2 protein-coding genes and 1 pseudogene are annotated in these 2,189 nt (G+C 58.2%); 2 read left to right on the forward strand and 1 reads right to left on the reverse strand.

Annotation, left to right across the window (positions count from 1 at the left end; all coding sequences use genetic code 11):
* Positions 1–64: 64 nt before the first annotated feature.
* On the forward strand, positions 65–1,138 hold the full coding sequence (locus tag WB528_RS15045; RefSeq protein ID WP_423889209.1) for a hypothetical protein: 1,074 nt from the start codon (positions 65–67) through the stop codon (positions 1,136–1,138).
* Here the strand turns inward: WB528_RS15045 and WB528_RS15050 are convergent.
* Positions 1,122–1,369 (reverse strand): annotated as a pseudogene (locus WB528_RS15050) (IS110 family transposase); the annotation flags it as partial. The gene WB528_RS15045 and the pseudogene WB528_RS15050 overlap by 17 nt on opposite strands.
* Positions 1,370–1,565: 196 nt before the next feature.
* Here WB528_RS15050 and WB528_RS15055 point away from each other — a divergent pair.
* Entirely contained in the window at positions 1,566–1,796 is a 231-nt protein-coding gene (locus tag WB528_RS15055) for a hypothetical protein (RefSeq protein ID WP_423889210.1), read from the forward strand.
* The last annotated feature ends 393 nt before the right edge of the window (positions 1,797–2,189 follow it).

Consider the following 2,189-nt stretch of genomic DNA (forward strand, 5'->3'; position numbering starts at 1 on the left):
CTCCACAAGGCTCTGTTAACCCTTCAGCTAGATTGGCCGGGTCTCACGGCGTGCACGCGCGAGAGTGTCGTTCACGCTTGAGCCGCTCAACCGACAACAAGCTACCGATGAAACGATTTGTTCGGAATCCCTGGCTACGATGCTCTTTGCGTTCGAAAGACGCGTCAGGGCAGCCATGGCAGCTCAATACATTCGTATCGTCGCGATACCGCCAGGTGAAGCGCCGCTGTGGGTGCGCGAGAAATGGGTTGGGCTCCGCTTGCCTGTTGCCGACGGTCAAGGACCGCGGGACTCCTATGTCAGCGGCGTGCTCTCCGGACCTCGCAACCGGTTTCTCGCATTGGTAAGGCGCGTTTTTGGAAATCTGAGCAAGCAAAGCGGTTACGCCGTTTACGTCCGCGACGCGATCGGCGAACTTGATAAGGTGGCGCCCGATGCGGCGGCCTGGTGGCGCAACGCCTCGCGGCTACGGGCGCCTGACCGCAAGCTTCTTTTTCGAACTGCCTATTGCGAATTGGTGAAACCGCCATGCGGAACTGACATTCAAAGCGCCCGGCCTTCCCAGCGGGAAATTGCAAACCCTGCAGCGGCCGGGCTTCCACCGGCGTCGCAAATCCGAATGCCGCGTAAAGTGGCACGCATTTCTCTAACTCGCTCGCCATTCGTTCCCGGACTTATGCTCGTCCTGTTCCTGCTTGCCGGATACTTGAACTGGAGCCATTCCGTTCATCCGGAGCGGCAGGTAGCGGTTCACGGCAACCTCGTGGACTGGAGCGTTTACAATGTCAGCTCCAAAGGCGGATCACACCGGAAGCTACAAATGCGAATGGCCGGATACACCGAAGAGTTCCGGATCGATATGGATCGGATGGGCAACAGGCTTCCCGCCGGCTTCGCAAAAGGCGCAGCGATTGACATAACGGCCGACGCGGCCCAGCTCGCCTCCCCGCTTCATCCCCTGTTTGAGCCCGGCGTCGCGATCGTCTGGGTCAACGGGTTGGTCGTGGACGGCGTGACAGCGTTCGCAGTCGGGGATGTTGTCGACCATCAGAGAAAGCAGTGGATGCCCTGGTTTATGATGGTGGCGATGGCCGCAGCTTACCTTGCATACACGATCATCAATAGATGGCGGGGATGATCCGCGGATGATGCCCTAGTTGACGCAAGGTCCGGCTAACAAAATGCGCGCTCAAGCAGGCTTCCATGCCGACCACACAAGGTGACAGCTTCTTGAAGGTCTCCAACAGCGCAAGGCGCTTGATCTTGCGACGAAAGGCAATCTTGCCGTCCGCACCAAAGCAACGATGTGGAAGACTTCCTTGCCGATGTCGATGCCGATCGAGGCCAGGACGGGTGTATTGATATGCATGGGCTGCTTCTCCGGGTGCTGTTGGTAGTCCTTCCAGACTATCCTCGCGGGGGAAGCAGCCGCTCTGCGGTCATATACTCGTTGCGGTTTTGACGAACCGAAACTCTGAGGCGCCGGCCCTTGTGTGGAGTGCTGGAGCAGATGCGAAAATCCATGTAACGTGGAACCTGGTTTGTGCACGAACCGTCAACATGCCATGGCGAACCTTCCTCGTCTTAAACCAGACCCGATTCCACAACCCCATCCCGTGCCGGAATTCCTGGCTGAGGGTGAGCTCAAGGCGCGTTACGAGGACATGAAAGCCGTCCTTGGCGTGCCGTGGATGGGCGTCGTGACGATGGGCTTCGCGCATTATCGCGCTTTCTATGACGCCCCGCCCGACGATGCGCGATCTCGTCACCCATGTCTGGGGCAAAAATCTCTATGACGCCCCAGCGGATCAGTCCGTATTTCCGAGCGCCCGAAGCTCGGGGCTCCAATGATGGGCACTTGGGCAGGCCTCAATGCCGACAAGGCAGGACCTTAGGCGATGTCTGATCGACGTCCGTTTTTTCCTCCTCAATAGCCGACATGCGACGACTGCATAGGCATGTCGGTTTCGTGTCAATAGCGACCTTCCCGCAATCCGACATTGGTTACACTCGCTGCTCAAGCGACCGGCTCTGGTTGATCAGCTGCAACCCTATTTTTCGAGAAATCAGCAGCTTTTCTGCTACGGTCCCACTTCAGGTCCGCCGAAATGGCACGGCTGCCGCCGGGCAAAGGCGTTGTGGTTATGCGGGGGGTACCAATGTTCGGCAATCGAAACTTGCTGTTTTTG

It is taken from the genome of Bradyrhizobium sp. (assembly GCF_049586575.1).
GTDB lineage: Bacteria > Pseudomonadota > Alphaproteobacteria > Rhizobiales > Xanthobacteraceae > Bradyrhizobium.